Here is a 26,081-nt window from a genome sequence, read left to right on the forward strand (position 1 = left end):
GATGACGCCGAGCAGCGCGCCTGCGCCTGCACCGGCGCCCCCGGGTGCGGGAGCGGGCCCCGGCGGAGCGACGGCGCAGGTGCCCGGCGCCGACACGGGTGCGGGAGCGGGACCGGGCGGTGCGACCGCACAGGTGCCTGGCGCCGACGCCGGCGCGGGTCCCGGTGGCGCGACTGTCCAGGTCCCGGGGGCCGAGGCGGGTGCAGGACCGGGCGGGGCCGGCGCGTGCGTCGGACCCATCTGCACTCCCTGACGCCTCCGCCGGATGTACTGCGGCTAGACGACCACCGCGACAGCGAAGCCGTCCCAGTTCTTGGTGCCGACCGTCTGGATCGCGGCGGCGTCCAGCCGCGGGTGGTCGCCGATCATCTCGAGCATGTCGCGTACCGCGCGGGCCTGCCGGTCGTCGGGCGCCGGGTCCAGCACCCGGCCCATCCGGGTGACGTTGTCGACCACGATGACCGAACCCGGATGGCCGAGCTGGACCGCCCACTCGACATAGGCGACGTTGTTCTCCTTGTCGGCGTCGATGAACACCAGGTCGAACGGGTCACCGCCGGCGAGCGTGGGCAGGGTGTCCAGGGCGGCGCCGACGATCACCTGGACCCGGTCGGCGACGCCGGCGCGGGCGAGGTTGGCCCGCGCCACCTCGGCGTGCGCGGGTTCGAACTCCAGCGTGACGACGTGTCCGCCCGCCCCGACACCGCGGGCCAGGTTGATGGTGCTGTAGCCGGCGAGCGTGCCGATCTCGAGAACGCGGTGCGCTCCGCTGATCGCCGTGAGCAATCGCAGCAGCGCCCCGTGCTGCGCCGACACCTCGATCGCCGGCATGTTCGCCGCGCTCGCCGACTCCCTCGCGGCGATCAGCGCGTCGTCCTCGGTGTGCAGCAGCGCGGTGAACATCTCGTCGACGGCGCGTGGGTCCGGCTCGGTCACCGGCCACACGTTAGCCGAACCGCACCCCCTCGTTGGCGTACACGACCCGCAGCACATGGCCGACCTCCGGGCCCATCACGGCCTCGGTGAGCGCGCAGTAGGTGGCGACGAATTCCGGCCCGTGCGGTGGCTCGGCGTCGCACAGGTGGTGCGCGATCTCGTGCAGCACCACCAGTTCCCGCAGCGCCCAGGTGCTCTGCCGCTCGGGCACCGCGATGACGGCGCCGGCGCCGGTGCGCTCGTAGTGGGCGGCGGTGACACCGCGGCGGGCCCGCACCGACAGCCTGCCCGCGGCCGGCCAGCGTTCCCGCACGGCCGGCAGGGCGAGCACGTCGTCGACGTAGCGCCGCACCGACGGCACCGACGCGAAGCGGCCCTCCGGCGGCAGGGTCAGGTGGGCGCCGAAGAACTCGACGACGGGATTGTTCCGCTCTGCGGCACGGTCGAACAGCGTCCGCACGAACTGTTCGGCCGCATACACCTTCGCGCGCTGGGTGTCGCGGGGCGTCACTTCTCCAGGGCGGTGCGCGCGCCGGCGAATTCGGTGTTCGCTCCCAGCCGCGCCCGTCGTCCCGCCCGGTCGCCCGCTCGCCGCGCGGCCGAGGAGTATCCGGCCGTCGCACTGGTGGCCCGCCAGGTGCCGCGGGCCTGGGACGCCTCCCGGTAGAAGCTCTTGAGTTCGATGTCCTTGTCGCGCAGGGCGATCGCGGTGCCGGGCCGGCTGTCGCGAGATCTGGTGGCCTCGGCCCGGGCCTCGTCGCGGGCCTCGGCCAGCCGCTGGCCGATCCGTGCACCGAAGGCCAGCTGGAAGTTGAGCCGTGCGGTGATGGTCGGCGTCGGCCGGTGTGCGCCCGAGTTGATGTAGTTGTTCGAGGCCTGCACCATCTGCATCACCAGGCTCGCGTAGAGCGCGTGGGTGGTGTCGATGTCCTCGGCGAATCCGTAGGCGTAGACGAACGTCGAATTGGATGCGACGTCGCATTTGACGTCGTTGGCGGCGGCGATCACCACGAACAACTGCACGTAGGTGCGCAGCCCGCGGGCGCCCGCGTTGCCGATGGTGATGGTGCGCTGCACCGGCATCTGCGCCTTGGTCTTGCTGTCCGCGTGGCTGCGCGCCACCGCCAGGTCGATGGACGTGGCGGTGGCCAGTCGCTGTGCGGCGGCCATGAAGGCCTCCGCCTCGTGGGCGTTGTCGGTGCCCTCCGCCTGGCGGAGCAGTGCGGCGATGCGCGCCAGCATCTTGTCGTCTGTCATGGCGGTCAGATTATGGATTCGGTGCGACGATTCCGGGGCTGCTGGAACCTGTTGTCCACAGAGCGGTTTTCATCCACAGGCATCACCGGCGAGTCTACTTACCGACGAAGCCGTCCAGTGCGGTGACGAGCTGCGGTGACAGCGGAGCGCCGTTGGCGTAGTTGGCGACGTTGTCGGTCGGGTCGTCGCGCAGCACGTGGTTGACGCCCTTGAGCTCCACCACCGTCAGAGCCGTGTGGGCCAGCGCGTCGATGAGCGGGCGCTCGGCGTCGCACTGCGCCTGACCGTCGGCGTCCGAACAGGTGAACAGCACCGGCGTGCCCGCCGGGACACGCTTGGCCAGCGCGACCGGGTCGATGGCGTCGGCCTCGACGACGGCCTTGACGTTGTTGGGGTTGAGCAGGGCGCTGAGCCCCTCCGGCAGATTCGGCGGCGCGACGCCCTTTGTGCGCGCCTCGTCGACGGCGGCCAGCCATGTCCGCAGCACCTCGGGGTTGCCGTTCGCGCGTACGCGGCCGGTGATGATGTCGAGGTAGCGGCCGGGCAACGGCTGGAAAAGGGCCAGCGAGTGGACCTTCGGCGCGCCGGCCCCCGCCAGCGCCATCGCGTGGATGGCACCTTCCCCGAGCGCCCACACCGACAGCCGGGCGTCGTCGGTGCCGGGCTGGTCGGACAGGAAGCGCAGCGCGGCCCTGGCGCCGGTGGTGTAGACGGCGCTGCCGACCTCCTTGGGCGCCACGGCGTAGGGGCCGAGGCCGGTCTCGCCGGTGCCGACCTTGTCGTAGCGCAGGCTGGCGACCCCCTTGCCGGACAGGTATTCGGCCAGCTGCCGCATGTTGCCGACCGGACCCGCGACGGCGTTGTCGCCGTTGCGGTCGGTCTGCCCGCTCTCGGAGATAAGCAGTGCGGCGGGCGCGGTGCGGTCCTGCTCATGGCGGTAGGTGCCGTGGATGGTCAGGCCCTCGGCGGCGAAGGTGACGTCGTCGTCGACCCAGCCGGTGGGCGCGCCGTCGGTGGCGCCGGCCGTGCCGTCGTCCTCGTTGGAGCAGCCGGCCAGCAGCAGCACCGCGACCAGACAGGCCAGCGCCCGCCTCACAGCCGGGTCTCGATCCACGCCGTGACGTCGTCGAGGACCAGCGCCTGCTCGGGCTCGTTGAAGACCTCGTGGAACAGCTCGGGGTAGACCTTGAGGTGGACGTCCTCAGACCCGACGCACTCGACGAGCCGGTGGCTGCCCTCGACCGGGATCAGCCGGTCCTTCTCACCGTGCACCACCAGCAGCGGCTTGGTCAGCGCGCCGGCCCGTCGCGGCATGGTCTCGCCGACGCGGAACAGCCCGCGGGCGATCCCGGCGGGCAGCTTGCCGTGGTAGACCAGCGGGTCGGCCTTGTAGGCGGCCACCACCTCGGGGTCGCGGGACACCGCGTCGGCGTCGAGCTGCTCGACCGGCAGGCCGGGGGCGATGCGGCCGAGCGTCTTGCCGACGAACACCATGAACGGCGAGACGGTGCGCTGGGCGTCGACCGCCGGGCCGGACAGCACCATCGCGGCGTAGTCGGCGGGGTGTTCGACGCCGTAGGCGAAGACGATGCCGCCGCCCATGCTGTGGCCGAGCACGATGCGTTCGAGGTCGGGGTGGTCGGCCGCGGCGATGCCGACGAGGGTGTGGAAGTCCTCGACGTACTCGGAGATGTTCTTGAGGTAGACGCGCTTGCCGCCGGAGCGGCCGTGTCCGCGGTGGTCGAGGGCGTAGACGACGAGTCCGGCCTCGCCGAGGCGCTGCGCCACGTGGTCGTAGCGGCGGGCGTGCTCGGCGTAGCCGTGTGACACCAGCACCACACCCCGCGGCGCCGTCTCCGGCGTCCACACGTCGTAGACGATCCGGACGCCTCCGACGCCGTCGAAGCTCCGTTCGGTGCGGGTGCTGGTCACCACCGGAGGGTAACGGCAGATGGGACGAAGACGCGTGTCGGTTGTCGGCGTCCTCAGTAAGCTCGGCGTCGTGACCGTCCTCGCGCACAGTCTCGACCGGCCCGGCTCAGAAGACGACTTCCTGGCCGACGCCCAGCGGTACCGCCGGGAGTTGACCGCGCACTGCTACCGGATGACCGGATCGCTGCACGACGCCGAAGACCTGGTGCAGGAGACCTACCTGCGGGCGTGGAAGTCCTACAAGGGTTTCGAGGGCAAGTCGTCGGTGCGCACCTGGCTGTACCGCATCGCCACCAACACCTGCCTGACAGCGCTGGAGAGCCGTAAGCGCAGGCCGCTGCCGACGGGTCTCGGAGCGCCCAGTTCGGACCCGTCGGACGAGATCGTGGCCCGCGACGAGGTGCCCTGGCTGGAGCCGATCCCCGACGACTCGACCGACCCGTCGAACATCGTCGGATCGCGGGAATCGGTGCGGCTGGCGTTCGTCGCGGCGCTGCAGCATCTCCCGCCGCGGCAACGGGCGGTGCTGGTGTTGCGTGAGGTGCTGCAGTGGAAGGCCGCCGAGGTGGCCGACGCGATCGGGTCGTCGACGGCCGCGGTGAACAGCCTGCTGCAGCGGGCCCGCGCGCAGCTCGACGAGATCGGCCCCAGCGAGGACGACAAGATCGAGCCGCCGGAGTCGCCCGAGGCACAGGACCTGCTCGACCGCTACATCGCGGCCTTCGAGGCCTACGACATGGACGAACTGGTCGAGTTGTTCACCGCGGACGCGATCTGGGAGATGCCGCCGTTCGACGGCTGGTACCAGGGCCCGCAGGAGATCGTGTTGCTGTCGAAGACGCACTGTCCGGCGGAGAACGCAGGCGACATGCGGCTGTTGCCGACGATCGCCAACGGTCAGCCGGCCGGTGCGATGTACATGCTCAACCCGGAGTCCGGCCGCCACGAGCCCTTCCAGCTACACGTGCTCGACGTCAGGGCCGGTGCCGGTATCTCGCACGTGGTGGCGTTCCACGCGGCGACGTTCCGTGATTTCGGTCTGCCGGCCCACCTCTAGCTCGCGGCGCCGGCCGCTTTGATCTTGGCCACCTGCGTGACGAAGACGTCGTTGAGCATGTCCTTGTTCACCACGACGCGACGCCCGGGTACGCCGGCGTCGCCACCCATCGCGATGGCCATGACGAGGACGTCACCGACCTGTCCGGTGTAGCCCGCCACGGACACCTCGACGGTCTCACTGCCCGCCCGCGCCGTGCTCTTCATCTCGTAACCGACCTGCGCATCGGCTTCGCTGGCCGGAGGGCCGAGGCGCTGCACCGTCGTGTCCGCCCGGACGCCGTCCCGTTCGCTCGAGAAGGCCTTGCAATCGCCCAGCCACTTCTCAGTGTCGGCGACGAGGGTGTCGACGCGTTGCCTGCTGAGGCTGACGAGCACACCGGGCTTGCCCCGCTGCTGGCTGACCATGGCGGCGACCGCACTGGTCAGCGACGTCTTGTCCGACGAATCGCACTCCGGCGGATCGGCTTTCCCCTTCGGCGTGCTCTTGGACTCCTCGGCGATCTGGTCACTGAAGTCCTCGACGCTCCACCCCGTGAACTCGGTCTTCGTGACGAGTAGCGGCGTCAACGACTCGTCGACGGTGACACTCGGGGCGGATTCGGGCTGCCCGGCGCCGTCGCAGCCGGTCAGCAGGACCGATACGGCGAGGACGACCGCGCCCACCCGGCGGAATCGCGTCATGCGTCGACCGTAAGCCGCCCCGAGACCCCTTCGGCGCACGAATTTCTTACAGCGAGGCCCTAGACGCACTCTGCGCATCGAACCCGCAGCTCAGGACCGTCGATGCAGCAAGATCTGCAACGTGTTCTATTATCGCGGATCATGAAGACCAAGGGCGCCCTGCTGTGGGAGCTGAACTCCCCGTTCCGCATCGACGAGATCGAGATCGGCGACCCCGTCGACGACGAGGTGCAGATCCGCATGCACGCGGCGGGCATGTGCCACTCCGACTACCACCTGACCACCGGCGCCACCCCGATCGCCCTGCCCGCCCTCGGCGGCCACGAGGGCGCGGGCGTCATCACCAAGGTCGGCCGCAACGTCACCGGCCTGCAGGAGGGCGACCACGTCATCCTGGCGTTCATCCCCGCCTGCGGTGAGTGCCAGCCCTGCCTCAAGGGCTTCCGGTCGTTGTGCGACCGCGGCGCCCTGCTGCTCGGCGGCAAGGCCATCGCCGACGGCACCAGCCGGGTGCACGCAGGTGGGACCGAGGTGTCGCCGATGAACCTGCTGGGCACCTTCGCCCCGTACATGACCGTGCACAAGGACTCGGTGGTCAAGATCGACGCGGACGTGCCGTTCGAGACCGCGGCGATCCTCGGCTGCGCCGTGCCGACGGGCTTCGGGTCGGCGACCAACATCGCCGAGGTCCAGCCCGGCGAGACGGTGGTGATCGTCGGCGTCGGCGGCATCGGACTCTCGGCGCTACAGGGCGCCGTCATCTCCGGGGCGCGCAACGTCGTCGCGATCGACCCCGTCGAGTTCAAGCGGGACCAGGCGGTCAAGTTCGGCGCCACCCACGTCTTCAACTCGATGGCCGAGGCGATCGGCCCGGTGCTCGAGCTCACCCACGGCTTCATGGCCGAGAAGACGATCATCGCGGTGGGCGAGATGCGCGGCGAGTACATCGAGGAGGCCATGACGCTGACCGCCAAGACCGGCACCTGCGTGGTGACCGGGATGGGCTCGATGATGGACGTCGACGTCAAGCTCAACCTGTTCCTGTTCACGATGCTGCAGAAGACGTTGAAGGGCAACATCTTCGGCGGCGGGAGCAGCCACGTCGAGACGCCGCGGCTGGTCGGCCTCTACAAGTCGGGGTTGCTGAAGATCGACGAGATGGTGACCACCACCTACCGCCTCGAGGACATCAACCAGGGCTACCAGGACATGCTCGACGGTAAGAACATCCGGGGCGTCATCACGTTCGACGAGTCCGACTGGTGACCATGTCAGATTCCTGACATCTCTCGACCGCCACCAGATCGCGCCGCGCGCCAGTAAGTTCGTCTGCGGACAAAACGTGTGACGTGGTGGAGAAGTGCACAGGGATGAATTCGCCTCAGTTCTTCAGGCAAGACGGCGACGGCCGGGTGACGGTGATCGCGACCGGCGACATAGACCTCGGCAACGTCGACCGATTCAGCGACGTGTTGCGGCAGGCTGCCGGTGACGGGCAGCCGGTCGTCGTCGACATGGTGGCCGTGACGTACTGCGACAGCGCGGGCGTGCGGGCGCTGTTCCAGGCCGGTGCCGGCGCCGAGCTGACGCTGCGGATCGATCGCGCCGGGCCGCTGAAGAAGCTGCTCGACATCTCCGGTCTGGACCGGGTGACCACCGTGGAGCTGGTCGACTGATGACGCCCGCCCTGCGTGCGCTCCGGGATCAGCCGCAGCTGGCCACCCTTCTGCAACGGGTTCTCGAACGCATCCGCGACGACCTGCCGGGCGTGCTCGGCGTGGCGATCGCCGTCCACGACAGCACGATGGACGCCGGGGCGCCGGTGGTGCTGTCGCAGCTCGGCGCCGAGGGCGAGCTGGTCGCGGCGCAGACCGGCGGGCTCGGCGGGCCGGTCGCCGATTCGCTGACCCACCAGCTGCCGATCGTCAGCCTGCGGCTCTGGTCGGACGACCGGTGGCCGGAATTGACCCTGGCCGCGATGACCGACCGCCTCCCCGACCACGCCCGGACCTGGGAACAGGTCGGCGGCGCCGCCGCGGTTCCCGGTGTGTGGGGCGACGGTGCGGTGGTGCTGTCGTGCACGCTCGACGGCCCCGCCACGGCGGGGACGGTGGCGACGCTGATCAGTTACGAGCACCTGGTGTCGGCGGCGCTTGTGACGGTGGCCGCCGACAGCGGTACCAACATGGCCGACGTGCTCGCGGTGCTCCAGTCGCGAAGCGCCATCGAGCAGGCCAAGGGCGCGGTGATGGGCCGGCTGAGATGCGACGCCGACGGCGCCTGGGGGATGCTGCGCGACGCCAGTCAGCGCGCCAACGTCAAGCTGCGGGCCCTCGCCGTCGCACTGGTGGAGCACATCGGCGGCGCCGCCGCCGAGCAGCAGATCTCGGCGGCGCCGATCGAGGTGAACGACCGGGCCCGGTATGCGGCCAAGGAGCTGTGGGAGGGCCTCGCCGTCCGCGAGCCCTAACGCAGCCGCGCCAGCGCACTGTCGACGACATGGCCGAATGCTCGCCGGTCGGCGGCCGCGACACCGTCGAAGAGCACCTCGCGCACCAGCCGGGCATGCCCCGGCGCCGCCAGGTCGAGCGCCGAGCGGCCCGCGTCGCGCAGGTCGACCGTCGCGCCGCGGCGATCGGAGTCCGTGCCGTGCCGGTCGATCAGGCCCCGGTCGCGCATCCGCCGGAGCTGGTGGGACAGCCGGCTCTGTTCCCAGCCCAGCGCTTCGGCGAGCTGGTACATCCGCTGCGGACCCCGTTCGGACAGTGCGACCAGCACCTCGTAGTCGCTCAGCGACAGCCCGCAGTCCCGCTGGAGCTGGCGGTTCATCGCGGCCTGCAGTTGGGAGACCAACGCCAGGTATCCGCGCCAGATGCGCTGTTCCTCGTCCGACAACCACATGAAATACATGACACATCATTTATGTTGTCGCGTCCAGAGGCCACACCTAGGCTGGCCGCAACCGAGGAGACTTCACCATGTCCGAGACCGTCGACATCCGGCGCGCAGCCGACCGCGCGAAGACCAGGATCAGCTGGTTGGACTCCAAGCACTCGTTCTCGTTCGGGCAGCACTACGAACCCGGCAACACCCACCACGGCCTGCTCCTGGTCAACAACGACGACATCGTCACCCCCGGTTCAGGGTTCGACACCCATCCGCATCGCGACATGGAGATCGTCACCTGGGTGCTGCGCGGGTCACTGGTGCACCAGGATTCGACCGGCCACTCGGGCGTCATCTACCCCGGCCTGGCGCAGCGGATGTCCGCGGGCCGCGGCATCCTGCACTCGGAGAAGAACGACGCGTGGACCCTGACCGGCGAACAGTCCCACAGCGAACCGGTGCACTTCGTCCAGATGTGGGTGGTGCCCGACGAGTCCGGGATCACCCCGGGTTACCAGCAGCTCGAGATCGACGACGAACTGTTGCGCGGCGGGCTGGTGCCCATCGCCTCTGGCATGCCCGAGCACGCCGGCGAGTCCGCGATCACCATCCGCAACAAGTACGCCGCACTGCACGGCGCCCGTCTGCAGCCCGGTGACAGCGTCGAATTACCCTCGGCGCCTTACCTTCACCTGTTCGTCGCGCGCGGCGAAGTCACCCTGGAAGGCGCTGGCCCGCTCAATGAGGGGGACGCCGTGCGTTTCACCGCCTCCGGTGGCCAGCGCGTCACCGCCACCGAGCCGTCGGAAATCCTGGTCTGGGAGATGCATGCGAATCTGGCTGCGGCGTAAGCACATCGGTGTCGCGCTGATCGGCGTGACACTCTCGGCCGGATGCTCGACGGCTCCACCCGCCGATCAGAAGGGCGACGCGCCCTCGACGAGCACGTCGGCTGCCGCGCCCGTCGGCACCACCGAGTTGGCGGCCACGACGGTGGAGGTGCCCGAGGACCTCGGCGCCGCGCCGTTCGACGAGCCCCGCCGGGCGCTGGTGCCGCCGGGCTGGACGATGTCGGTGTGGGCGCGCATCCCGCAGGCGCGGCTGATGGCCTGGGCGCCCGACGGTGCACTGCTCGTCTCGGTGCCCAAAACCGGGCAGGTCATCCGCCTCGAGCCGTCGGGCGCAGGCCCGCGGGAGACGCTGCTGCTCGAGGGTCTCGACCAACCGCACGGGCTGGCCTTCGCCGGCCCGACGCTCCACGTCGCCGAGAGCGACGGCGTCGTCGCCTACGACTATGCCGGCGGGCAGGCCGTCAACCGCCGCACAGTCGCCGGCGGGCTGCCCGACGCCAAGAGCCCCGACCTGAGGGGCGCCTACGCGCACGCCCTGAAGAGCGTTGCGGTGGGATCCGACGGCGCGGTGTACTTCTCGATCGGCAGCACCGGGAACGTCTCCGCAGAGGACCGGACCGCGACGCCGCCGCGCGCCACCGTCATGCGGGTGCCGCCCGGCGGCGGGCCCGCCGAGCCGTTCGCGACCGGCGTGCGCAACGGCACCGGCCTGGCCGTCGCGCCCGACGGCTCGCTGTGGACAGCGAACAACGGGCGCGACAACGTCGCGTTCCCCGAGCCCGGCCCGGACTACGGCAAGGTCCTGCCCGACTACGTCTCCGACCATCCGCGCGAGCAGCTCGCGAAACTCACTCCCGGCCGCGAGCTCGGGTGGCCCTACTGCAATCCGGACGGCGGGCCGGCGAATCTGCGGTTCATCCGCGACGTGCAGACCAATCCCGACGGCGCGAACATGGACTGCGCGGCACTACCGCCGGTCGAGCAGAGCTTCGGCGCACATTCGGCGCCGCTGGGCCTCAGCTTCACCGAGGGCACGCTGCCGGACCCGTATTCGGCCGGGGCGCTGGTCGGCATCCACGGGTCGTGGAACGCAGACCCGCCGCGCGCGCCGGAGGTGTCGTTCTACCCCTGGCGCGACGGCGGGTTGGGTGACCAGCAGACCCTTGTCGGTGGTTTCCAGTCCGAGGACGGGTCACGGTGGGGCCGCCCGGTCGCCGCAGTCGCGGGACCGGACGGCGCCGTCTACATCAGTGATGACTATGCCGATGCGGTTTACCGGTTGGCTCCGCCCGGCCGTTGATCAGCGGACCGTGGTCCCTCGGGTCTTGCGCCCGGTGATGCCCAGGTAGACCGCGATGAGGATGGCCGCCACGATGATGCCGACCAGGAACGGGATGACGGCCCAGCCGCCGCTCGAGTTCTGATAGCCGAACAGGTTGTAACAGGCCCACGAGCCGATGAACGACCCCAGGATGCCGAGCACGATCGTCATGATCACGCCGATGTTCTGCTTGCCGGGCATGACCAGGCGCGCCAGTGCGCCGATGATCAGGCCTCCGATGATCGCGGAGATGATTGTCCAGAACATTTCGCACTCCTTTGTCAGCGACACCGGGTGGCGCCGTCACGGAAGCGGTGTTTCCCGGATGCCTTCCGTCTAATCGCACACCTTCGTGTGCGTTCGGCAAAGGCTTGCCGCCAAAGCGACATTCGCGTGTTAGCGCATCGTGATGTAGCTGTTACGCAAGTTGACAGTGTTGCTGCCGTGATTAGTGTTGTGTGCTGGTATCCGCGACGAGAGGCCAGTCATGACAGCCCCAGCAGCACTGATGCGGCGATGGACGGCCGGTGCCGCCGTGCTCGCACTCTGTGCCGCGCTGGCGACGCTGGGCGGGCCGATAGCCCGGGCCGCTGACGCCCGCGAAATGCTGCTCGGCGCGATCGCCAACACCAAGGGCGCCTACTTGGTGTACAACTTCGGCGGCCAGTTCGCCGCGCCGTTCCGCAGCGCCGACGGCCGGGAGTACACGCTGAACAACGGCGGGCACCTGATGACGATCAAGAACGCCGCAGGCCGCCTCACCCCCCGCCTGCTGGTCGACTCGCACTCCGGATATCAGTCACGCTGTGAGCGCGATCCCCGGGCACGCACCGGCGAGGGGCTCTGGCAGGCCTCGGAGACCTATCCGCCGCTGCAGGCATGGCAGGCGCTCGGCCGGCCGACCATCGCGATCAACGCCAACTTCTTCGACGTCCGCGGCCAGAAGGGCGGCTCCTGGCGGGACACCAACTGCAGTTCGCCACTGGGCGCCTACGTCGACAACACCCGCGGGCAGGGCCGCGCCAACGCCGCCGTCACCGGCACGGTGGCCTACGCAGGCAAGCAGGGACTGTCGGGCGGCAACGAGCACTGGTCGGCGCTGGCGACGATGATCCTCCCCGTCGGCGGCGCCCCCTACGTAGTGATGCCGAAGGGCGACAACGACTACGACGCCGCCACCCCGGAGATCACCAAGCTGGTCGACGGCGGGACCCGGTTCGTCGCGGTCGCAGGCATCGGACTGCTCGGCCCCGGCGAGACGGGCCAACTCAACGACGGCGGACCCAGCGCGGCCCGCACGGCCATCGCCTACAACCGCCAGAGCGACCAGCTGTACGTGTTCCAGGGCGGCAGCTACACGCCGGACAACATGCAGGATCTCTTCCGCGGCCTCAGCGCCGAGAGCGCCGTGCTGCTCGACGGCGGCGGGTCGTCGGCGATCGTCCTCCGCCGCGACACCGGCGGAATGTGGACCGGCGCAGGGGTTCCCCGTGGCAGCTGCGACACCTACGCCGTGCTCTGCGACTCGAAGGAACGCGCCCTGCCCAGCTGGCTCGCCTTCAACTGACGCCGCCATGTCGCCTGACTCGTCTCTGTCACGCCGCGCTGCACTGCGGCTGGGCGCCGGCGCCGCCTTCGCCTTGGCGCCGTTGCTCGGCGCCGCAGCCGCGAGGGCCGACCCGGGTGCGCCCTCGACGGCCGCCACCGCCCCACTGTCGGGATCGTTCCGGTCCGACGCGCGCGGCGGGATCGAGACGCGGTGGATGATCGCCCGCACCCCGGGGGCGACAGGGCCGGCGCGGACGGTGATCGCACTGCACGGCAAGGACTCCGACGCCGCGGGCGTGATGGCGCTCGGCGTCGAGACCGCACTCGCCGAGGTGGCGCGTGCCGGTGGCGCTCCGCTGGCGGTGGTCAGCGTCGACGGCGGCAACGGGTACTGGCACGCCAGGGAGTCCGGCGGCGACGCCGGGGCGATGGTGCTCGACGAACTGCTGCCGATGCTGGCCGAGAAGGGCCTCGACACCAGCCGGGTGGCGTTCATCGGATGGTCGATGGGCGGCTACGGCGCGCTGCTGCTGGGCGGCTTGCTCGGTCCGGCACGCACCTCGGCGATCTGCGCGGTGAGCCCGGCGCTCTACACCGGCTGGATCCCGGCGATGATGAACGGCGCGGTCGACGGGCCCGACGACTACGCCAGGTACTCGGTGTTCGGCGCCGAAGCGCTGTCGGTGATCCCGGTGCGGGTGGACTGCGGGACCAGTGATCAGTTCTACACGGCCACCAGGAAGTTCACCGCCTCGCTGCGCAGGCCGCCGTCGGGTGTGGGTTACCCCGGCGGGCACGACGCCGACGGGTGGCGGCGCCAACTGCCTGCCGAACTCGCCTGGATCGCCGCACAGCCCTGACGGGCTGACACGCGAGGCGCGTCGGAGCGGCCAATACCGGCCGGCACGCCGCTGACGTGGGACGATCGGGGCCGAAGTGACTGAAGTGGCGGCGACTCCCGGATCCACCACCCGACGCGGCCCGTCCGCGAGCGGTCGGAACACGCTGACGCGGAATGGCTTCCGGCCCGACATCGAAGGGCTGCGGGCGATCGCCGTGCTGGCGGTGGTGCTCTACCACGCCGGCGTTCCGGGTCTCGGCGGCGGATTCATCGGCGTGGACGTGTTCTTCGTCGTCTCGGGATTCCTGATCACCGGCCTGCTGTGGCGCGAGGTGGCCGGCACCGGAACCGTCCGGCTTGGCGCGTTCTATGCGGCGCGGGCCCGTCGACTGCTCCCCGCGGCGGCGCTGGTGCTGACGGCGACGGCTGTCGCGGCCGCCGCCCTGCTGCCCGCGCTGCAGGCGCGCAGCGTGCTGGGTGACGCCATCGCGAGCGCGCTGTACGTCGGCAACTACCGGTTCGCGATCGCGGGCACCGACTACCTCGCGGCCGACGTGACGCCCTCACCGCTGCAGCACTACTGGTCCCTCGGAGTCGAGGAACAGTTCTACCTGCTGTGGCCCGCGCTGATGATCGCGACGGCGTGGCTGGTCGCCCGCGCGGGCTGGGCGGCGGCGCGATCGGTGCGGCCCTATGTCGTCACGCTGACGGTGGTCGCGGTGGCGTCGTTCGCGGTGTCACTGTCCTGGACGCACGAGTGGCCGTCGTGGGCGTTCTTCTCGCTGCCGACCCGGGCCTGGGAACTGGCGCTCGGCGGTTTGATGGCGCTGACCGCCGGCTTCTGGCGTTCGCTGCCGCCGGTGGCCGCGGCCGTCGTCGGATGGGGCGGGCTGGCGCTGATCGTCGTCACCTGCACGCAGGTGGGCTCGTCGACGCCGTTCCCCGGCACCGCGGCGCTGCTGCCGGTGCTGGGCACCGCACTGGTGATCGGCGCCGGTTGTGCGACACCGAATCTCGGAGTTGGCCGGTTCCTCGGCGAACCGGTGATGCGCGGGATCGGCCGGGTGTCGTACTCGTGGTACCTGTGGCACTGGCCGGTGCTGGTGCTGGCGCCGCCGGTGTTCGGGCAGATGCCCGGCCTGGCGGGCCGGCTCGCGCTGGTGGTGATCTCGCTCGGACTGGCGATCCTCACGCTGCACCTGGTCGAGAATCCCGCCCGCTTCGCGGTGCGGCTGCATTCGTCGGCGCCGCGCAGCCTGCTGGCCGGCGCCGTCGCGACCGGCCTGGCGGTGTGCGCGGCGCTGGTGCTGTTGTCGGTGCGGCCGGTGCCCACGGGAACGGGCGCACCCGCGCGCCAGGTGGTGGTGGAGATGCCCACGCCGTCGACGGCGCCGCGACAGCTGTCACCGCGTGAGCAGGTGCAGGCGGCCGTGGTGGCTTCGGCGGATCTGCGCGCGGTGCCGGCCAATCTGTCCCCGGCGCTCGACGCGATCGCGAAGCCGGAGGCGTTCGTCAACGGCTGCGTGCTCTCCTGGCCGGACGTGCAGCAGCCCGAGTGCGCGTCGGGTGATCCGGCGTCACCGGTCGGGGTCGCACTCGTCGGTGACTCCCACGCGGCGATGTGGCAGCCCGGCATCGAAGACATTGCCAGGGAGCGGCATTGGCGGCTGTCGACCATCAGCAAGGTGACGTGTCCGCTGATGGAGTTGCCGATCAGCAGCCCCTATCTGGGCCGCGACTTCACCGAGTGCGTGCAGTGGCGCCGGGACACTGTGCGACGGCTGGAGCGGGAGCGTCCGCAGGTCATCGTGGTCGACATGTCGCGGCGCTACGGCGCTGACTTCGGCTTCGTCGCCTACGACCCGGTGTGGCTCGACGCCCTGACGCGGCTGGTGTCGCGGTTGCGGGCAACCGGTGCACAGGTGCTGGTGCTCGGACCGGTGCCCGACCCGAACGGCACGGTGCCGACGTGTCTGTCCGGGCACATGAACGACGTCGCCGCGTGCTCGCCCGACCGGCCGAAGGCCTTGAACGATGCGGGAATCGGGGCCGAGGCGGCGGCCGTCGCGGCGGGCGGCGGGTCCTACGCGGCGCTGTCGGACCTGTTCTGCACGGCCGAGCGCTGCCCGGTGATCGTCGGTGACACGCTGGTCTACCGCGACGACAACCACATCACGTCGGAGTACGCGACGGTGCTGGGGCCCTTGGTGGCCGGGATGGTGGAGCACCTGCTGGGCTGACGGTCGGCAGTCGAATGGAGAAAGCCCCGGAGCCATTTCGGCTCCGGGGCTTCGTCTGGGGGGTGCGGTCAGGTCGCCGCCTTGGCGTCCTTGCCGGCCTTGCTGTCTTTACTGTCTTTGTCGTCGGTCTTGTTCGCATCCTTGTCGGATGTGCCTGACGTCTGCTTGGCCTTCTTGTCGGCGCCGAGTGCCTTCTTCACACCGGCTTCGACCTTCTTGGCGGTCCGGTCCACGGCGTTGACCGTGTCCTTGACGGCCTTGCCTGCCGCATCGGCGGCGTCACGAAGCGGACGGGGTCGAGTCGGCTTCGGCGATTCCTCGTCGGCCTCGGCGTCGGTCAGTTCGTCGAGGGCGTTCCCGGTGACCTTCACGCCCCGGTCTTGTTCGACGGTCACCAGTTTCAGGTTCTCGCCCGGCACAGGCTTGATGTCCTCCTGCTGGTCCACCTCGACGCCGAACGTCGTCGGCTGCTCGAGGTCCGGAACCTTGGACACGAGGGTGAGGTCGCCTTCATCGGCCCGGGCGATCTGCGCGGCGGGCAGCTTGTCCAGCGCATCCTGGATCTGCGAGGTGAGGGCACCTGCGTCGAGTCCGGTGACGCCACCCGTCAGATCGCCCAGCCCGAGCAGGCCGAGCACGGCGGCAAGCGCATTCGACGCCGGTGCGTCGGTCTTCACCAGGCCGTCGTCGATCGCCTTCTGCACGCCGTAGACGAAGGACGTCACGACGTCCTCGGGCACCTTGGCCCAGTCCACGTCGGCGGGCAACGTGCCGAACGCGGTAGGGACGTCCGCCTCGTCGAAGCTGCGTTCGTACTCCCAGTAGCCGTCCGGGTTCCACACCCGCTCGACGTCGGTGTAGCCGAGATTGACCAGATTGGTCAGCACCGGATTCAGTGCGGTCCCGAGCGGGTTGTTGAGGTTCGCACCGGTGAGCAGGTTGATGACGTCGACAGCCAGGTAGGTCGGCTCGAGCAGCGGCAGGCTCTGGGCGTCCAGCGTGTAGTACACGTTGAGTCCTGGCCCCTGCGTCGGATTCGCGGGGTCGTACTCGAAGCCGAGCAGGTCCGCGGTGAGCTGGGAGACCACCTGAGTCGTGAGGTCGCCGACGATCCCGCCCAGCGACTGGTCACGAAGGATGTACGTCGGGAAGAGCCCCGCGGCAACGTTGTTCGCCATCGTGAACGGATTCGGCCACGCGGCGAAGTCCGACATCGGCAGGTACTCGGCCGTCACGTCCAGCTTGATCGGAATGAGGTTTGCGCCGCCGAGCGTGAGGCCGGTCAGCGGAATGGTGATGTCGAGCGGATCGTCGGGGTCCGCGCTGCTCTGGATGTTCGTGTCGGGCGTGACGGTGTCGATGCCCAGCAACCGGAAGAGCGGGTACGCCCGGGCGAGGATGCCGCCGTTCGCGCGACCGGGATTGTCGATCAGCAGCATCGGCAGGATGGTGAAACTGCCGAGCAGCGGATCTGTTTCGGCGTCGGCGCCGCCGGGCTGTTGCGGAAGCGCGTCGACCACCTGCTGGTAGGCCGCGCCCGCGGCGAACGCCCCCAGGCCGTAGCCGGCGACGACCGGGACGCGCAGCGCGACGATCGACGGCAGCTCGCCGATGATCGGGATCTTCTCGCCTTCGGGGCGCGTCAGATTGAGGACCTTGATCGCCGCATCGATCGTGCCCACCAGCGCCGTGCTGAGTCCGAGATCGCTGAGGATGTCGGCGAGGCCCAGAGAGAGGTAGTCGGTGCCGTTGATCTCGTCGGCGATCGAATTGGGCAGCGGCGGAGTCCAGCCGAGGTCGACGCCCAGCAGCTTGAGGAGGGTGAACGGCCCACCCGAGGTCACCAGGTTCAGGCCGAGCGCGTTCCCGAACTCCGACAGATCCAGCGGCTGGCTCGGGTCGAGACCGAGCAGCTGCCCGATGGAGAGGTTCAGCTCGCCGGGCAGCACATTGTTGACCACGGCGAGAAGGGTGCCGAGGGTGCTGTCGCCGGTGATGAGCTCGCCGAGGTCGAGGCCGAGGCCACCGAGACCAGCGCTGCCGAGCACGCCGCCGAGCGCATTGTTGAGCAGAGCGGTCGCCAGCGTCTCGGGGTCCACGCCTGCGGCCTCGGCGAGCGCGGCGAGATTGACGTTCTCGACGATCGCCCGCAGCACGACGTCGGCGAACTCCTGTGAGGCGTTGTACGCCCCGGCGCCCAGACCTCCCGTCACGTCGGGGATGGCCTCGGGCGCTGGGAAGATGTGCACACCGGCGGTCAGGTCGTAGGCATCCTGCGACACCGCCGCGGCGTGCGCCCTCGGCGCTTCGCCGACGCCGACTGTCAGCGCGGTCGCCGTCGCGGTCACCGCCCCGATCGCAGCGATCTTGCTCGACCGCTGCATTGCGGTGCGATGCTTCCCCATCCGGACCGTCCCTTCGACCACTCTCAGGTTGCTCTCAGGCACCATAACAGGGCTTACGAGATCTGCGACACATTGCTGAAAAATTGTCGGCGCCATCAACAACAAGCCGGCGGAGGGCACCTACCGGCCGCCGAACGGGCGTCCCCGCTGTTCAGCCGCTGATTAGTGAGCGGGTCGGTCCGGTGAGCAAATCTCGGATCCAAGACTGGCTAAGTTGCTGATCTCGGCTGGCGGCGTCGCTCGCGACGTCGGTAGCCCGTGCGAACGCAAACATCTCCGGCATCAAGGCCACCCGGCTGTCATCGCAGCACGTCACCACATTCGGAAGCACTTCTGGCACCTGATGCAACAACGAAATCCGTCGTTAGCTGCAACCCCGCAGGATTCCGGCGAGCACCGCCTCGGTCTGGGCCGCATAACCGCCGCCGAAGAGCACGACATGCGCGAGCAGCGGATAGACCTGGTGCAGTCCGACGCGGTCGCGCCACCCGGCGCGCAGCGGATGCACGCCCTGGTACCCGGCGATCACGTCGTCGAGATGCGGACAGCCGAACAACGCCAACATCGCCAGATCGGTCTCCCGGTGGCCGCCGTGCGCGGCCGGGTCGATCAGCACCACGCCGTCCGGCGTCCACATCACGTTGCCGCTCCACAGGTCACCGTGCAGACGCGCCGGCCGGTCGTCGTCGTCGAACCGCCCGGTTCGACACAGATCGGCCACGCCCTCGATCGCGGCGCGGCCCTCTGCGCTCATCCGCGGCGCCGCCGCCTCGGCCATCGGCCGCAGCCGCTCGAGGGCGTAGAACTCGCCCCAGAAATCATGGCCGGTCAGCGACATCGGCAGCGGACCGCTCAGCGGACCGAAGAAGCCGCCGCCTCGCCAACCCTGCGGGCCCGCGCCGAACGCGTCGGCTCCGGCATCGTGTGTCACCGCCAGTGCCGCACCGAACTCCCGGGCCGCCGCCCGCGCCGGCGCCGCCGTCACCAGGCGCTCCAGCGTCAACGACGTCGCGTCGTGGGACACCACCCGCGCGCAGCGGGCACCGCCTGCGGCGGCCAGCCACCCTAGACCTGCCGCCTCGAGGGCGAAGAAGCCATCGGGCGCCGCGGCGTTGCGTTTGACGAAGTCCGTCATCGCCGCCGCCGGCGCGGCACGCCGGCGATCAGTCCGATGATCAGATCCCGTACCGGCACCGGCATATTCGACATGAAGGCGACCTGCAGCCTCGGCCCGACACCGACGATGTAGCGGGCCTTCGGCCGCCGTGCCGTCAGTGCCCGCTCGACGACGGCGGCGACCTTCGCGGCCGGGACCGTCATCCTGCGCGCGGCGGGGACGAACTTCTTCATCCCCGCGATGTGGCCGGCGTACAACGCGGCGAACTCGGCGGACATCCCCGCCTCGGTGTCGGTCACCATGGTGTCCGCCAGCCGCCACATGTCGGTGTCGGTCTGCGCCGGTTCCACGACGGCGACCGCGACGCCCCACGGCCGCAGCTCGACCCGCAGCGCGTCCGCGGCGCCCTCGAGCGCGAACTTGGAGGCGCTGTATGCGCCCAGCATCGGTACCGAGAGCCGCCCGTTGACACTCGAGACGAAGACCACCCGGCCCTGCGAGGCGCGCAGCTTCGGCAACACCGCTCGCGTGACGGCGAGCTGACCGAACACGTTGACCTCGAACTGTTCTCGCCACGCCGCCGGATCGATCGCCTCGACCGGCCCTGCGACGACGATGCCCGCGTTGTTCACCACCGCGTCCAATCGCGCAGGCAGCGCGCCGGCCAGCGCCGCAATCTGGGCCTCGTCGGTGACGTCGAGCAGCACCGCCGACACCCGATCGATCGCCGCCACCGCCTCGGCGTCCGCCGCGGTCCGCACGCCCGCGACGACGTCCCAGCCCGCCGCCGCCAGGTGTGCCACGAGTTGGCGGCCGATTCCCCTCGAAGCCCCGGTGATCAGTACTGTCGGCATCGCCCGACCCTAGTGGCCCGCGGCGGGCGCGCGGCGGTGACGCAGGACGGCCGTCACCACCAGCACCACCACACCGACGAAGCACAGGCCCGCCCCGGCGATCGCGCCGAAGACCCCACCGATGAACCCGCCGACGCCCACGTCGTCCCCCACCCCGAAGGAATCCGAGGGTAGTCCGGTGCAGGTGATCCGGTACTCGCCGGCATCCTGCGCGGTCACCGTGAAGATCGCCTCCCAGTCGTTGAGGGTCAGCGAGCCGTCGAAGCGCTCCATCCGCACGGAGTTACCCGGCCGGTTGGCGACGTCGCAGTTGACGTCGTGCGCCCCCGCCCCGCCGCTGTCGACGAACACCACCCTGGTGGCGCCCGCATCCATCTGCACCACGACGGCGTCACCGCTGGAGAAGGTGTCCGCGTCGCCGGGCGCCTTTCCGATCACGTCGACGATCATCGCCACGGCCACCGCAGCCCCGACCAGGCCGAGGAGCAGCAGCACCGCGCCGACCATATACCAGGCCTTCCTCGGCGGGCGCTTGCCCGGTGGCGGCGGATAGAAGCCGGGGGCCGGGCTCCACGGCTGTTCCGGGTGGCTACCGGCGGGCGCCTGCGGGTATCCGTACTGAGCCGGATTCGGCCGGGGCGGCGGCATATTGGGGCCGGTGCCGGAGTTCCAGGCGGACGGATCATTCGACACTGACGGCTCCCCTCGATGCATGTCCCGCGATGACCCTAACTGTCCGCACCGGGCCCGAACCGGAAGATCGCCGCCGCGCCCGCAACGACCAGTGCCGCAAGGGCGATCACCGGCGCCACCGTCACCAGGGTCAGCGTCGCCCCCACCACCGCTCCCCCGCACATCGTCAACACCACCGTGTACCGCAGCTTCTCCCGCTCACCGGTGCCACCGGCCAGTCTGCTGTCGAAGCCGAGCCCGACGATCGTCGACGTCAGCACCGTGGTGCTGAGTTCCTGGATGCCGAACAGCCGGGCCGTGGCGTTCTGGCTGCCGAACACCACCGCGAGGCCCGCGATCAGGACGAGTTTCCCGCCGTCGTGATACTCGAGGACACCGGCCCCGGCGAGCACCGAGAGAATCAGCAGGGCAACGACTTCCACGCCGAGCGCCACCGTCAGCCAGCGACGCACCGCACTGTCGAGGTGACGCGCCAGCCGGCCACCGACGACGGTGCCGGCCACGAAGCTCACGAACGCCACGATCGCCGCGGTCAGGTCCACCCCGGAATCGGGGACGAACCAGAATCCCAGGAAGATGACGTTGCCGGTCATGTTGGCGACGAACACATGGCCGAGCACCAGGACGCTGACCGCGTCGACCAGTCCGGTGGCGAACGTCAACAGCAGGAGCGCGGCGACCGTCGCCCGCTGCGAGACAGGTGACGCGACGGCCATGGCGCCCACCCTCTGTCGGGCTAGATCTGAGGTGTCAGATCCAGCTTGGTGACGGCGTTCATCCGGGTGATCATCCAGTGCGCATCCTGGCGCTCCAGGGTGAGCCGGTAGGACAGGTACCGCAGCGACGGGATGTTCTTGCTCACCGGGCTCGTCGACACCGAGTTGGTGTACACCAGCGCGGTCGCCTCCGTCGGGGTCAGCGTCTCCACCGCCGCGCCCATCACCTCGGTGGTGTTGGTGACCTGCGCCTGCTTGTTGGTGGCCACGATGGCGTCGATGTAGCGGCGGTACTCCGACGCGAATTCACCTGTGAGGTAACGCGACGACCGGTCCGGCAACGTCTCCATGTCGTCCGGCGTGTAGGTCCACAGCGTGGTGACCGCCTCGGTCGCGGTGCGGGCGATGTCGACCTTGATGTCCACCGACGCGCGGTCGGCCAGATAGGGCTGCAGCTGCGATGCCGCGAACGCCGTGGCGCCGACGAACAGTACGCCGGCAGCGGCTGCCGCCGCGATCAGCCGACGCCCGGCCGGCCGGTGCGGCACCAGGATCGGTTCGGGCTCGGGTTCCCGGGGTGCCCCGTCCGCATCGCCGGCCGCTGCCTCGTCAGCGTCCTCGTCAGTGTCCTCGTCGCGCTCCTCGTCGCGCTCCTCGTCAGCGTCGTCGTCGGACACACCGGCGGCCTCCTCCGCGGCCTCCTCGTCCGGCTCGACGGGATCGACCGGGCCCGTGGCGGCGGCCGGTTCGCCGGTCGCGACGGGCGGTTCAGCCGGCGGCGCGTCGGGCTCGGCGGCCACCCGCGTGCGCCGTGACTTCCCGACCGGGGTGCGCGGCGCGGCGGTCTCTTCGGATTCCGTTGTCTCGACGGCGGTTTCGCCGGTGAACGGGTCCGTCTTGCGGCCACGGCCGAACGGCCACCACCGTCGTCGTCCCGTCGGCCCGGTGTCCGCCACGGTCTGCGTGCCGGTGTCGACGTCGCCGTCCCGGTCGGGATCCGTGGTCAGATCACCTGGATCAGGTTGCTGATCTTCCACTCTTGTCCTTCCTGGGATGCGGTCGCCACCCACCGGCTGCCGCTCTCGATCGTCGACTTGCCGTCCGGCGACTTGGTGCTGATCTTGGTGGCCACGAGGACGTCGGCGCTGCCGTCGGTGTTCCAGCGTTGCACGCCGGCCTCCAGCACCGTGCCCGTCGTCGGTTCGCCGCGTGCGACCTGGATGACGATCTCGTTGAGCTTCTCGCGGAACGTCTTGGCGAACTCGCCGGTGCCCTGGGCCAGGATGCGGTCCGCGTAGGCGTTGGCGTTGAACGGATCGAGCGTCGTGTACGACGTCATGAAGCTGCGCACGTAACCCAGCGCCGCGGCGTCATCGGTCTGCGCGCGGTGGCTCCGCTCATGACTGACCAGCATCAGCGTGCTCGCCGTGATCGCTGCCGCGACGAGCAGCGTGGCGATCGCCGCCACGATCGGCAGCCCCCACCGGATCGGCGGCTTCGGTTCGATGCGGAAGAAGTAGTCGGGCTCCCCCGACTCCACCTTGCGCCGGGGACTCACTGGGTCGCCCCGTTGATGAGTGGCCGTTTGAGCACCGCGAGGTTGGACACCCGCCACTGGCCGCCCGATTTCTCGAAGTCGACCCGCAGGGTGGCGGTGATGAACTTCAGGTCCTTCGGGTCGGTGCCCCGCTGGCCCTGCATCGCAAGCAGCATCGCCGCCCGGTCCTCGCTCACGCCGGGGAGCACCGCGCTGCTGACGGCCCAGTACTCGTTGGTGCTGGCACCGGACTTCTTTGCCGCGTCCTGCTGCTCGGTGAGCTGCGCGCGGTACGAGTCGGTGGCCAGGCCCTGCGCCCTGGCGAAGTCGTCGGCCATGGTGTCCAGGCCGTAGCTCAGCATCTGCTCGACGATCCGCGGGCCCTGCTCGGCGATCTGCTGGTGCGCCTGGTCGACGGCCCGCTCCTGGCGGTACACCACGAGGTAGCTCAGTCCGACGGCGAGTGCGCAGACCACCACGGCGGCCAGCAGTACCTTGCCCGCGGTGCGGCGGACGTCGCGTTCGGGGCGATCGGACACCCGGACCTCGGTGCCCGTCAGCAGGTCGGCGAAGGTGCGGTTCCTGCCGTCCCACAGCGGCCACAACCAGCCGACCAGCAGCGCGGCCGTGTCCAGCAGGTGCGCGAGGTCGCGCACCAGGAGCCGCCACACCCCCGCGGCGGTCCCGTCCCGGCGTACGACGCGGATACCTGCCACCGCGCGCCCGACCGACCAGCCCGTCGTCGCGGGCAGCAGCCAGCGGTTGGCCATCGTCGCCAGCACCGCCGCGGCGCCGGCGACGGTGAAGACCCAGAACAGCCATCCCGTCTCGAGCGCCGTGAACGCGCACAGCGCCATCGTCGCCGCCACAGCGACGCCCGGGAGCACGTCCAGTGCGATCGCCGCCGCCCGCGCCTGCCACGACGCCGGCCGGCCGTCCGGAGTTCCGGCGGCGGTCGCTTCGTGCGGTGGGGCGTCGAGGACAGCCGTCACGATGCGACCGTGTCGAGCTTGGCCACCTTGTAGGTGCCGTCGTCGGGGGCCATCTGCACACGCAGTCGGTAACCCTGCTCCTGATCGGAGGCCTCTGAGTTGGTCACCTTGGTCCGCACCGCGACGAGCACGTTGATCGAACCGTCGTCGTTGTGCTTCTCCACCGCGGCCCGGATGTCGGACACCTGCACCGCGACGTTCGCCGCCCGGTAGGCGTCGACGAGCATTCCGCCGTAGAGGCCCGCCTGCACGGCGAAGTCCCCGGTCGAGCACTCCAGGATCTTCGCCTGACTTGCGCTCATCGCGGCGGCGTCGGGCGCATGGGTGGCCGCCACGCACTCCTTGGCCGACTGCAGCGCGGTGGCCTCGTTGCGCGCCAGCGTCCGGCTCTCGTCGTTCGACCGGAGCGTGAGGTATCCGCCGACGCCCGCGCCGACCGCCAGGACCACCAGCGCCGCACAGATCCCACCGACCCAGCCGCGGCCGAGCCGCGTCGGGCGACGATCGTCCACGGGGGTGGGCGGTGCCGTCTCCGCATCGACGGCTGCCTGGTCAGGGCCGTCCGCGGTGGTGTCTTCGATGGGTTCTTCGGTTGTCGTCTCGGTTGATACTGCTAACGACTGGTCCGGCGTTTGGTCAGCATCGGTGGGGTTCAGCTGGCGGGTGCCAGCATCTCCTTCCATCCGTCGTCTCCTGGGTTATTCGAGTTGCTGACGTTGTACCTGACGCCGTCAGGTCCGACCACCTCACCGCTGGACGGGTTGTACACCGCGGCACCGGGAGGTCCTGCTGCCGGAGTGTAGACGCAGGGGTTGGGCTGCTGTCCACTGCACTCGACGCGCCCCTGTCCGGGCGGGCTGATCGGATCGCTGATCGGCGCAGGTGGCGTCGGCAGCTGGTCGGCGGGCAGCGGGTTCATCCCGTTGTTGATCGACGGCGCCGGGATGACACCGGGGCGGCCCGGGTGCACGGGCTGGTCGCATCGAGCGGCGGGCGCCGGGCAGCTGAGGATCTGGTTCGGGTCGCCGTACCACGGGTTGGTACCCAGCGGCACGTACGGCTCGTCGCTGCGGCACTCCCGAGGCGTCGCGGCCCGCTTGCCCGGTACGTCGGCGCACGGATAGTTACGTGCGCCACGGACGACGTTGGCCTGGAAGTCCTTCGGGATCTTGCAGTACGTGCCCGACGGCAGCGGCGCCATCGACGTGTCGGCAGGCGACCGCCACTCCGAGGCCGGCAGGAAGCCGGTCAGGCACGGCGGTGGCTGGTTGATCGACAGACCGAAGTGCAGCAGGCCCTCACCCTCGAAGATGGTGCCTGCCTGGGCGACCGACGCGCCCTGCGGCAGCACCACCAACGCCTGCTCGAGGCCCTTGTTGTAGCGCTTGAGCATGTCGATGACGACCGCCAGGTTCGCCAGTGTCTGCGGCAGCGACTCACGCACGCCGCCGAACACCGACTCGAGCTGCTGGGCCGTCGGCGCCGCCTGCTGCAGGCCGCTGCGCAGCGCCGCGTCCTGCTCGGCCGACTGCGCGGCAAGGGTGTTCAGGTTGCGCGACCACTGGGCGATGTTGTCGCGCGACTGCACCTGGCTCTCCAGGATCGGCGCCGAGTTGGCGATGATGTCGTTCACCGGATCCAGGTTGTCCTTGAAGCCCTGGGCGATGTTCGTCGTCGAGTCGACCAACCGCTGCAGCGCAGGGCCGAGTCCACCGACCGCCTCCGACGTCTCCGTCAGCAGCGAGTCGATCTTCTCCTTGGGCAGCACCTTGAGGCCGTTGTTCGCGGCGTCCAGCGCCGGGCCGACCTCACTGGGAACCGTGCTGTCGGTGATGGTCTGGCCGTCGGCGAAGAACTGGTTGGACTCCCCTGCGGGGACCAGGTCGAGGTACTGCTCGCCGATCGCCGAGACCGAGTGCACGTTGGCCACCGTGTCGCGCGGGATCTTGTACCGGTTGTCGATGCTCATCGTCGCCTTGGCGCCGTCCTCGGTGGGCTCGACGGCGGTCACCTTGCCGATCGTGGTGCCGCGGTAGGTGACGTTCGCCGTCGAGTACAGCCCGCCCGAACGCGGCAGGTCGGCGTGCAGCGTGTACTGCCCGATACCGGCCAGGCTCGGAAGGCGCAGGTAGTACCAGCCCAACGCCACCAACGCGATCAGCGTCAGGATGGCGAAGAGCACCAGCTGGATCTTGATGAAGCGAGTCAGCACAGC

27 protein-coding genes and 1 pseudogene are annotated in these 26,081 nt (G+C 70.0%); 10 read left to right on the forward strand and 18 right to left on the reverse strand.

Annotated features, from left to right (window positions below):
- Nucleotides 1-253, forward strand: a pseudogene (locus H7I41_RS21135) (hypothetical protein); the annotation flags it as partial.
- 23 nt (nucleotides 254-276) lie between these two features.
- Here the strand turns inward: H7I41_RS21135 and H7I41_RS21140 are convergent.
- From H7I41_RS21140 to H7I41_RS21160, 5 genes are all read right to left on the reverse strand, one after another.
- The gene (locus tag H7I41_RS21140; protein ID WP_276009330.1) at nucleotides 277-903 is read right to left on the reverse strand and encodes an O-methyltransferase; all 627 of its coding nucleotides are present in this window, start codon (nucleotides 901-903) and stop codon (nucleotides 277-279) included.
- A gap of 43 nt (nucleotides 904-946) precedes the next feature.
- Complete coding sequence (locus H7I41_RS21145; RefSeq protein WP_264014579.1) at nucleotides 947-1,447, reverse strand: TIGR04338 family metallohydrolase; 501 nt, start codon at nucleotides 1,445-1,447, stop codon at nucleotides 947-949.
- Entirely contained in the window at nucleotides 1,444-2,193 is a 750-nt protein-coding gene (locus tag H7I41_RS21150) for a DUF2786 domain-containing protein (protein ID WP_264014580.1), read from the reverse strand. Before H7I41_RS21150 ends, H7I41_RS21145 begins: the two co-directional genes overlap by 4 nt.
- A 94-nt stretch (nucleotides 2,194-2,287) precedes the next feature.
- Nucleotides 2,288-3,307, reverse strand: a complete 1,020-nt coding sequence (locus H7I41_RS21155; RefSeq protein WP_264014581.1) for an alpha/beta fold hydrolase — start codon at nucleotides 3,305-3,307, stop codon at nucleotides 2,288-2,290.
- Nucleotides 3,286-4,125: an alpha/beta hydrolase gene (locus H7I41_RS21160; RefSeq protein ID WP_308214651.1), complete on the reverse strand. Its 840-nt coding sequence runs from the start codon at nucleotides 4,123-4,125 to the stop codon at nucleotides 3,286-3,288. The genes H7I41_RS21155 and H7I41_RS21160 overlap by 22 nt, the downstream gene beginning before the upstream one ends.
- Nucleotides 4,126-4,144: 19 nt before the next feature.
- Between H7I41_RS21160 and H7I41_RS21165 the strand changes: the two genes are divergently transcribed.
- On the forward strand, nucleotides 4,145-5,182 hold the full coding sequence (locus tag H7I41_RS21165) for a sigma-70 family RNA polymerase sigma factor (protein WP_264014583.1): 1,038 nt from the start codon (nucleotides 4,145-4,147) through the stop codon (nucleotides 5,180-5,182).
- Here H7I41_RS21165 and H7I41_RS21170 read toward each other — a convergent pair.
- Nucleotides 5,179-5,865 (reverse strand): hypothetical protein, encoded by a 687-nt coding sequence (locus H7I41_RS21170; protein ID WP_264014584.1) that lies wholly within the window; start codon nucleotides 5,863-5,865, stop codon nucleotides 5,179-5,181. The two genes, H7I41_RS21165 and H7I41_RS21170, sit on opposite strands and share 4 nt — an antisense overlap.
- 141 nt (nucleotides 5,866-6,006) lie before the next feature.
- Between H7I41_RS21170 and H7I41_RS21175 the strand changes: the two genes are divergently transcribed.
- The 3 genes from H7I41_RS21175 (at nucleotide 6,007) to H7I41_RS21185 (ending at nucleotide 8,335) form a co-directional block, all read left to right on the forward strand.
- Nucleotides 6,007-7,131: an NDMA-dependent alcohol dehydrogenase gene (locus tag H7I41_RS21175; RefSeq protein WP_264014585.1), complete on the forward strand. Its 1,125-nt coding sequence runs from the start codon at nucleotides 6,007-6,009 to the stop codon at nucleotides 7,129-7,131.
- Between the two features lie 104 nt (nucleotides 7,132-7,235).
- Nucleotides 7,236-7,541, forward strand: a complete 306-nt coding sequence (locus H7I41_RS21180) for an STAS domain-containing protein (protein ID WP_264014586.1) — start codon at nucleotides 7,236-7,238, stop codon at nucleotides 7,539-7,541.
- The gene (locus H7I41_RS21185; RefSeq protein WP_264014587.1) at nucleotides 7,541-8,335 is read left to right on the forward strand and encodes an ANTAR domain-containing protein; all 795 of its coding nucleotides are present in this window, start codon (nucleotides 7,541-7,543) and stop codon (nucleotides 8,333-8,335) included. The genes H7I41_RS21180 and H7I41_RS21185 overlap by 1 nt, the downstream gene beginning before the upstream one ends.
- On the opposite strand, the gene H7I41_RS21190 is transcribed toward H7I41_RS21185, so the two are convergent.
- Complete coding sequence (locus H7I41_RS21190; protein ID WP_264014588.1) at nucleotides 8,332-8,775, reverse strand: MarR family winged helix-turn-helix transcriptional regulator; 444 nt, start codon at nucleotides 8,773-8,775, stop codon at nucleotides 8,332-8,334. The genes H7I41_RS21185 and H7I41_RS21190 overlap by 4 nt on opposite strands.
- Before the next feature lie 68 nt (nucleotides 8,776-8,843).
- Here H7I41_RS21190 and H7I41_RS21195 point away from each other — a divergent pair, with 68 nt between their 5' ends.
- Nucleotides 8,844-9,602 carry a pirin family protein gene (locus H7I41_RS21195; protein WP_264014589.1) on the forward strand — a complete coding sequence of 253 codons (759 nt, stop codon included), beginning with the start codon at nucleotides 8,844-8,846 and terminating at the stop codon, nucleotides 9,600-9,602.
- Nucleotides 9,580-10,902: a PQQ-dependent sugar dehydrogenase gene (locus tag H7I41_RS21200; protein WP_264014590.1), complete on the forward strand. Its 1,323-nt coding sequence runs from the start codon at nucleotides 9,580-9,582 to the stop codon at nucleotides 10,900-10,902. The genes H7I41_RS21195 and H7I41_RS21200 overlap by 23 nt, the downstream gene beginning before the upstream one ends.
- Here the strand turns inward: H7I41_RS21200 and H7I41_RS21205 are convergent, their stop codons facing one another.
- Nucleotides 10,903-11,190, reverse strand: a complete 288-nt coding sequence (locus H7I41_RS21205; RefSeq protein ID WP_264014591.1) for a GlsB/YeaQ/YmgE family stress response membrane protein — start codon at nucleotides 11,188-11,190, stop codon at nucleotides 10,903-10,905.
- Between the two features lie 220 nt (nucleotides 11,191-11,410).
- Here H7I41_RS21205 and H7I41_RS21210 point away from each other — a divergent pair, with 220 nt between their 5' ends.
- The 3 genes from H7I41_RS21210 (at nucleotide 11,411) to H7I41_RS21220 (ending at nucleotide 15,552) form a co-directional block, all read left to right on the forward strand.
- Nucleotides 11,411-12,490, forward strand: a complete 1,080-nt coding sequence (locus H7I41_RS21210; RefSeq protein ID WP_264014592.1) for a phosphodiester glycosidase family protein — start codon at nucleotides 11,411-11,413, stop codon at nucleotides 12,488-12,490.
- A gap of 7 nt (nucleotides 12,491-12,497) precedes the next feature.
- The gene (locus tag H7I41_RS21215; RefSeq protein ID WP_264014593.1) at nucleotides 12,498-13,331 is read left to right on the forward strand and encodes an alpha/beta hydrolase-fold protein; all 834 of its coding nucleotides are present in this window, start codon (nucleotides 12,498-12,500) and stop codon (nucleotides 13,329-13,331) included.
- 76 nt (nucleotides 13,332-13,407) lie between these two features.
- A complete protein-coding gene (locus H7I41_RS21220; protein ID WP_372503779.1) occupies nucleotides 13,408-15,552 on the forward strand; it encodes an acyltransferase family protein in 2,145 nt (714 codons plus the stop codon).
- Between the two features lie 68 nt (nucleotides 15,553-15,620).
- Here H7I41_RS21220 and H7I41_RS21225 read toward each other — a convergent pair whose 3' ends face one another.
- From H7I41_RS21225 to H7I41_RS21270, 10 genes are all read right to left on the reverse strand, one after another.
- Entirely contained in the window at nucleotides 15,621-17,957 is a 2,337-nt protein-coding gene (locus H7I41_RS21225; RefSeq protein ID WP_264014594.1) for an alpha/beta hydrolase family protein, read from the reverse strand.
- A 364-nt stretch (nucleotides 17,958-18,321) separates the two neighbouring features.
- Nucleotides 18,322-19,092, reverse strand: coding sequence for a fructosamine kinase family protein (locus H7I41_RS21230; RefSeq protein WP_264014595.1), 771 nt, complete (start codon nucleotides 19,090-19,092; stop codon nucleotides 18,322-18,324).
- Nucleotides 19,089-19,928: an SDR family NAD(P)-dependent oxidoreductase gene (locus tag H7I41_RS21235; protein WP_264014597.1), complete on the reverse strand. Its 840-nt coding sequence runs from the start codon at nucleotides 19,926-19,928 to the stop codon at nucleotides 19,089-19,091. The genes H7I41_RS21230 and H7I41_RS21235 overlap by 4 nt, the downstream gene beginning before the upstream one ends.
- 9 nt (nucleotides 19,929-19,937) lie before the next feature.
- The gene (locus H7I41_RS21240) at nucleotides 19,938-20,621 is read right to left on the reverse strand and encodes a hypothetical protein (RefSeq protein ID WP_264014598.1); all 684 of its coding nucleotides are present in this window, start codon (nucleotides 20,619-20,621) and stop codon (nucleotides 19,938-19,940) included.
- Between the two features lie 35 nt (nucleotides 20,622-20,656).
- Nucleotides 20,657-21,337 carry a YoaK family protein gene (locus H7I41_RS21245; RefSeq protein WP_264014599.1) on the reverse strand — a complete coding sequence of 227 codons (681 nt, stop codon included), beginning with the start codon at nucleotides 21,335-21,337 and terminating at the stop codon, nucleotides 20,657-20,659.
- Nucleotides 21,338-21,357: 20 nt separating this feature from the next.
- Nucleotides 21,358-22,374 (reverse strand): mammalian cell entry protein, encoded by a 1,017-nt coding sequence (locus tag H7I41_RS21250; protein ID WP_264014600.1) that lies wholly within the window; start codon nucleotides 22,372-22,374, stop codon nucleotides 21,358-21,360.
- The gene (locus tag H7I41_RS21255; RefSeq protein ID WP_264014601.1) at nucleotides 22,341-22,895 is read right to left on the reverse strand and encodes an Rv1363c family protein; all 555 of its coding nucleotides are present in this window, start codon (nucleotides 22,893-22,895) and stop codon (nucleotides 22,341-22,343) included. Before H7I41_RS21255 ends, H7I41_RS21250 begins: the two co-directional genes overlap by 34 nt.
- Entirely contained in the window at nucleotides 22,892-23,866 is a 975-nt protein-coding gene (locus tag H7I41_RS21260; protein WP_264014602.1) for an RDD family protein, read from the reverse strand. Before H7I41_RS21260 ends, H7I41_RS21255 begins: the two co-directional genes overlap by 4 nt.
- Entirely contained in the window at nucleotides 23,863-24,549 is a 687-nt protein-coding gene (locus H7I41_RS21265) for an Rv1363c family protein (protein WP_264014603.1), read from the reverse strand. The genes H7I41_RS21260 and H7I41_RS21265 overlap by 4 nt, the downstream gene beginning before the upstream one ends.
- Nucleotides 24,519-26,078, reverse strand: coding sequence for a virulence factor Mce family protein (locus H7I41_RS21270; protein WP_264014604.1), 1,560 nt, complete (start codon nucleotides 26,076-26,078; stop codon nucleotides 24,519-24,521). The genes H7I41_RS21265 and H7I41_RS21270 overlap by 31 nt, the downstream gene beginning before the upstream one ends.
- Nucleotides 26,079-26,081 lie beyond the last annotated feature (3 nt).

It is taken from the genome of [Mycobacterium] manitobense (genome assembly GCF_025821665.1).
Taxonomy (GTDB): Bacteria; Actinomycetota; Actinomycetes; order Mycobacteriales; family Mycobacteriaceae; genus Mycobacterium; species Mycobacterium arseniciresistens.